Origin of the sequence: Proteiniphilum sp. UBA1028 (assembly GCF_002316955.1) — a bacterium.
In the GTDB taxonomy this organism is placed as follows: Bacteria; Bacteroidota; Bacteroidia; order Bacteroidales; family Dysgonomonadaceae; genus Proteiniphilum.
Genome location: NZ_DCEN01000085.1, coordinates 1 through 5553, shown reverse-complemented (window position 1 = coordinate 5553; position 5553 = coordinate 1). Strand labels below are relative to the sequence as shown.

Here is a 5553-nt window from a genome sequence, read left to right as displayed (position 1 = left end):
CGGTTTCAGGAAATTTCTTGAAGCCGTTTTTTTATTAGTTACTCCGGAAATTCAACCAGGAAGCGGGTACCGTGATTGTCTGATTGTACAGACATTTTTCCCCTGTGACGAGTTACTATTTGTCGGCACAAACTTAAGCCAATTCCAGAACCTTTGGCTTTCGTGGAGTAAAATGGAATGAAGATCTTATCCAGCGCTTCGGGCGCGATTCCTTGTCCGTTATCAGACACCGTTATTTGTATACTGTCTCCAACATGTTCAGCCCATATCTCAATTTTGGGTGCATCTATTCCTTCGCACGCCTCCTTTGCATTTTTCAACAAGTTCAGCAATAGCTGCTCCATCATATCTTTGTCGGCTTTCAGAATCAGTTGCTCGGGATATACTTTAAAAGAGAATGCGATGCCGTACGTGGAGGTCAGTTGTTGCAACGAGGATAGCATCGGCCGTATTGCGATAGGTTGCAACGAAGGCTGTGGCAGTCGGGTAAGCTTACGATAGTTCTCCACGAAAGAGAGCAGCCCCCTACTCCGCCGGTGAATGGTCTCCATTGCCTGCTTCATTACCCGGTACCCCTCCGAATCATTTCCTTCATCAATTTCCCTTTCTGCCAATGTCTCCGAAAGGGAGATAATGGGTGCGATGCTATTCATGATCTCGTGTGTGAGCACGCTGATCAGCTTTTGCCATGCTTTGGTCTCCGCCTCTTCCATCATGGAGTCGTAGGTACGACTTCTGAACATCTCCAGAGCCTCGTTCATCTCTCTCATCAGCCTGTCCAGTTCATCGTTGGAGTGATTCACTCTGAAATAGGTCGAAAAATCGGCATGGCGAATCCCGCCAATCATGCGCTCCATCCTTTCAATCAGTCTCTTTCTGTCGTCATGGATAGAAACGGCAAAAGCAACCACCCCTGCCAGCATCAACGCCGCAGAAAAATAGAACCCTTTTACGCACAACCAGGCTCCGGTCAGCGATAACAGCACGAGGGCCGTTATTTTCAGAAAGTAACTATGTTTAGACCTGATTTTCATTTATAATCCATACTTTTCAATCTTCCGGTACAGTGTAAAACGGGATACGCCGAGCAGTTCCGCTGCCCGATTCATATTACCCTCCGCTTGAAGCAGTGCATGCTCAATAGCATTCATTTCAAGCTGCTCCAGGTTCAGATTCAATTCTTTCTGTTTCTTCGCAGTCGGTTTTAGTACAAAATTCTCCGGAGTAAGCGTGAATCCCGAAGAGAGGATCACTGCCCTCTCCATGGCATGCTGCAGCTCCCGCACGTTTCCCGGCCAGGGATATTCTTTCAGCTTGCGCATGGCTGCGATCGAAATATTTCGGCTATCCTTCTTGTATTTCTTTTTGTATCGATCATGGAAAAAGTTTGCGAGAAGTTCTATATCTTCTCCCCTCTCTCTGAGCGGAGGAATATGCAATTCAATGGTATTTATCCGATAAAGCAAATCCTGACGAAAATCTCCGTCGGCCACCATTTTATGGATATCGGCATTCGTCGCACAAATAAGTCGCACGTTAATCGATACAGGTTTCGTGGATCCCAGCCTGTTAATCTGCTGCTTTTCGATCGCACTCAACAGTTTTGCCTGCATAGGAGGTGTCAGGTTTCCGATCTCATCCAGAAAGAGCGTGCCTCCGCTAGCGATCTCGAATCTACCCGGCTTCTCATGTTTGGCGTCGGTAAAAGCTCCTTTCTGATGTCCGAACAGTTCACTTTCGAACAATTGTTCCGGAATAGTACCCAGGTCGATTTGCACGAATGGCTTCTCTGCCCGTGGGGAAGTCCGGTATAGCAGGTTTGCAAAAAGATCCTTCCCCGTTCCGTTCTCTCCCAGAATAAGGATGTTCGCGTCGGTATCCTTCAGCTTCTCTACCGTTTCCAAGAGTGACCGAATGACATCGCTCTCGCCAATTATTTCCGGGTAGGCACAATTGCTCTCCAGGGCGGCAACCTGTTGTCTGAGTTGCGTAACCTCGTGGCGGCTCTTTCGCAGCTCCACTGCCGAAGCCACCGTGGCCAGCAGTTTCTCCCGCTCCCACGGTTTCGGGATAAAGTCGGTCGCCCCCTCTTTTATTGCACGCACCGCCTTCTCCATGTCCGCATAAGCCGTGATAAAGATCACCACCATATCCGGATCAGCTTTCTTTATCTTCTTAAGCCAATTAAAGCCCTCCTGACCGCTGTCCGCATCCTTGTTGAAGTTCATATCAAGCAGGATTACGTCCGGCTCAAAACTCTGCATAAAATGCTCAATCCGCTCAGGCTTGGTCGTTACCTTGATTTTATCTACGTGCGGTTGCAACAGCAGATTCAGCGCGAAAAGAATATCTTCGTTGTCATCAACAATTAATATTTTGCCTTGCTTTTGCATTATTTTACTCAACTTTGAAATAACACGCCTCCAACTTTGAAAGATCCAGTTCTCAATTTTGAAATATCCTGTCCTTTTAAAGCATTCTCCAAAGATATGTAAAATAGCCATTGGATGTATGTGCGAATACGAACTTATTTTGTGCGAAAACGAACAGTGAAGCAATCGACGGCTTTCATATAACATCTAAATATCAGCATCTTACCTGTTTGGCATGTACTTTGTTTACATAAAATCGGGAATCTGGTAGTAATGAAACATACAATCGTACTTTTCTTTATTTCATTCTTTGTAGGGCAATCCATAGCGCAAGACACGCTTCGTCTGAGCCTGGACGAGGCGGTCGCGCTTGCCCGTGAACAATCGCCACAGGCTGTAGCGGCACGTCACCAATACCGTGCATCTTATTGGAACTGGCGATCACACAAAGCCAACTATTTGCCCAGCCTCACCTTCAATAGCTACTCCACGCTAAACCGTTCCATCAGCTCCGTCACCCTGCCCGACGGAAGCGATAGCTTCGTTCATCGCAATCAGCTGCTCAATGACGGTGCACTGACCATCAATCAAAACATCCCGCTCCTGGGGGGTAGTATCTATATGAAAACAGGACTACAACGGCTCAATATATTTACAGACAACACCCTGTCATACAAATCGACTCCGGTGGTAATTGGTTATTCACAAAACCTATTGGGATATAATTCCCTTAAATGGAATAAAAAAATTGAACCGATTCGCTATTCACGGGCACAAAAAGCCTATGCCGAAACCCGGGAACTCGTGGCAGCCACGGCAGCCATGAAGTTTCATCAGCTAGCCCTGGCACAAAACAGCTGGCAATCGGCAGCCTATAACTATGCGGCGGCCGATACACTTTACCGCTATGCAAAAGGTCGTTACGAAATAGGGACCATCACGGAGAACGAGATGCTTCAACTGGAAATAAACTATCTCTCGGAACAATCCAAGATGATGAATGCACGCATCGAAATGGATGATTTGATTCTCGACCTGCGTAGCTTCCTGGGGATAACCGGGAATGTTGAGATCGTTGTGGAAGTAAGCGATCAAATTCCTAACTTCACGGTGTCAGTGGAAGATGCACTAATGTATGCCCATAAAAACAATCCCGATATGGAATATTATTCCCTGCGGGAAATGGAAAGCGAGAGTGCCGTGTCAAGAGCAAAAGCGTCACGCGGGTTAAAAGCTGATCTTTATGCTGAGTTTGGCCTTTCCCAGACCAACAATATGCTGACCGAATCATACCGAAACCCGCTCGATCAGCAGCTGGTGAGCCTGGGTATCCGCATTCCCATTCTCGACTGGGGTGTGGGAAAGGGGCAGGTTGAAGTGGCCAAAAGCAACCTGGAAAAGGTAAAGATTGATCTGGAACAGGCTCGAACCGATTTCGATGCGAACGTGATAAAGACAGTGAAACAATTTAATCTGCAGCGCGAGAAGGTTACGATCGCACAGAAAACTGCCGTCCGCACCATACGTAGAAACAACGTAGCCTATCGTTTATACCTGCTGGGCAAATCCAGCCTCCTCGACCTGAATGCGGCGATAGAAGAAAAGGATCGCTCACAGCAAGCATATATACGTGAGTTACAAAACTATTGGGGTCTCTATTACGGGATACGCAGTATGACAGGCTATGACTTCGAGACAAACAGTCTCATTATCCCGGAAGAAGATCAATTCAATTGGCATGAATGATAATCAACAAAAGAAGAGAGTAATCCTATTTGATACGTTACCCTGAAGATGGACAACAAAGAAAATAATCACTCATTTCACGAGTCGCGCGACTCCTCCATGGACAAGGCGCTTCCCCAAAGGAGCACCTGGCAGAAATACAGATATCATATTCTTGCCGTAGCAGCATTTGTTGGATTTCTTGTATATGTGCTGATTTCGATTTCAGGAGGCCGCAAACTACGCGTAAATAGCGAAAGAATTCTCATAGCCGATGTGACAGAAGCTCCGTTTCTCGACTACGTTGATGCAGAAGGCATTGTTCAGCCCATTCTAACCATCAAGCTGAATGCATTGGAATCAGGGACAGTGCTGCAAGTCGTTGCAGAAGAGGGTAGCATGCTGAAGCAAGGCGACACCATCATCATCCTTCAAAACCATGAGTTGGCACGTGTCATTGATGAGCAACAGGCAGAATGGGAAACACAACGCATACTTTATCAGGAGAAAAGGCTGGAAATGGAGCAAAAATCCCTACTTTTGAAACAACAAACATTGCAGGCAGAGTATGAGCTGAATAGATTAGAAAAAGACTATGCGCTGGGAGTGGAAGAATTTAACATGGGCGTGAAAAGCAAGGCACAGTTGGATGTGCAGCAAGAAGAATATACCTATAAAACCCAAAATACCGCCCTGCAGCTGGAAGGACTCCGGCACGATAGTGTGGCTACCCTGTTAAGGCGTGATCTAATGAACAACGATCTGGAAAGAGCCCGTAAAAACACCATGCTTACAAGTAAGCGGATGGATAATCTGGTTGTCAGGGCACCGATAAGTGGTCAGCTGAGTTTTTTGAATGTGACACTTGGACAACAGATCAGGCAATCCGAAAATATTGGAGAAATAAAGGTGATGGACAACTTTAAAATTAACACACAACTCAGTGAATACTATATCGACAGAGTGATGGTGGGACTCCCTGCATCCGTAACCTATCAGGGAAAAAAATATCCGCTCAAAGTATCCAAGGTAGTGCCGGAGGTGAGGGACCGCCAGTTTGGAGTCGATCTTGTATTTACCGATGAAAAACCCGATAACGTGAGAATCGGCAAGAGCTATCGTCTACAGGTGGAGCTCGACCAGCCCGACAGTGCCATCGTAATTCCGCGTGGCGACTTCTTCCAGGTTACCGGCGGACAGTGGATTTATAAAGTAAACAGTTCAGGCGACAAGGCTATCCGCACACCCATAACTGTTGGTAGACAAAATCCCGTGCAGTATGAAATTACGAACGGTCTCGAACCGGGCGAAAGGGTAATTACAACAGGTTATGCCAATTTTGGGGAAGCTGAAGAATTGATAATAAGATAATACATATTAATATACACAACACAAGAACTATGATCAAAACATCCAACTTACAGAAAATATTCCGCACAGAGGAGGTAGAAACATG

4 protein-coding genes are annotated in these 5553 nt (G+C 46.3%); 2 read left to right on the top strand and 2 right to left on the bottom strand.

The window, feature by feature from the left end:
- Positions 1-38: 38 nt before the first annotated feature.
- Together B3Z75_RS13540 and B3Z75_RS13535 are read right to left on the bottom strand one after the other, a co-directional pair.
- Positions 39-1034 carry a sensor histidine kinase gene (locus B3Z75_RS13540; protein ID WP_294072831.1) on the bottom strand — a complete coding sequence of 332 codons (996 nt, stop codon included), beginning with the start codon at positions 1032-1034 and terminating at the stop codon, positions 39-41.
- Positions 1035-2393, bottom strand: coding sequence for a sigma-54-dependent transcriptional regulator (locus B3Z75_RS13535; RefSeq protein WP_294072828.1), 1359 nt, complete (start codon positions 2391-2393; stop codon positions 1035-1037).
- 252 nt (positions 2394-2645) lie between these two features.
- Between B3Z75_RS13535 and B3Z75_RS13530 the strand changes: the two genes are divergently transcribed.
- Positions 2646-4118, top strand: coding sequence for a TolC family protein (locus B3Z75_RS13530; RefSeq protein WP_286880074.1), 1473 nt, complete (start codon positions 2646-2648; stop codon positions 4116-4118).
- Positions 4119-4217: 99 nt separating this feature from the next.
- Positions 4218-5468 carry an efflux RND transporter periplasmic adaptor subunit gene (locus B3Z75_RS13525; RefSeq protein ID WP_294072834.1) on the top strand — a complete coding sequence of 417 codons (1251 nt, stop codon included), beginning with the start codon at positions 4218-4220 and terminating at the stop codon, positions 5466-5468.
- The last annotated feature ends 85 nt before the right edge of the window (positions 5469-5553 follow it).

Bases quoted from the DNA above. Each gene is read 5' to 3' on its own strand.
- B3Z75_RS13540 (WP_294072831.1), bottom strand. From the start codon at position 1,034: ATGAAAATCAGGTCTAAACATAGTTACTTTCTGAAAATAACGGCCCTC.
- B3Z75_RS13535 (WP_294072828.1), bottom strand. From the start codon at position 2,393: ATGCAAAAGCAAGGCAAAATATTAATTGTTGATGACAACGAAGATATT.
- B3Z75_RS13530 (WP_286880074.1), top strand. From the start codon at position 2,646: ATGAAACATACAATCGTACTTTTCTTTATTTCATTCTTTGTAGGGCAA.
- B3Z75_RS13525 (WP_294072834.1), top strand. From the start codon at position 4,218: ATGGACAAGGCGCTTCCCCAAAGGAGCACCTGGCAGAAATACAGATAT.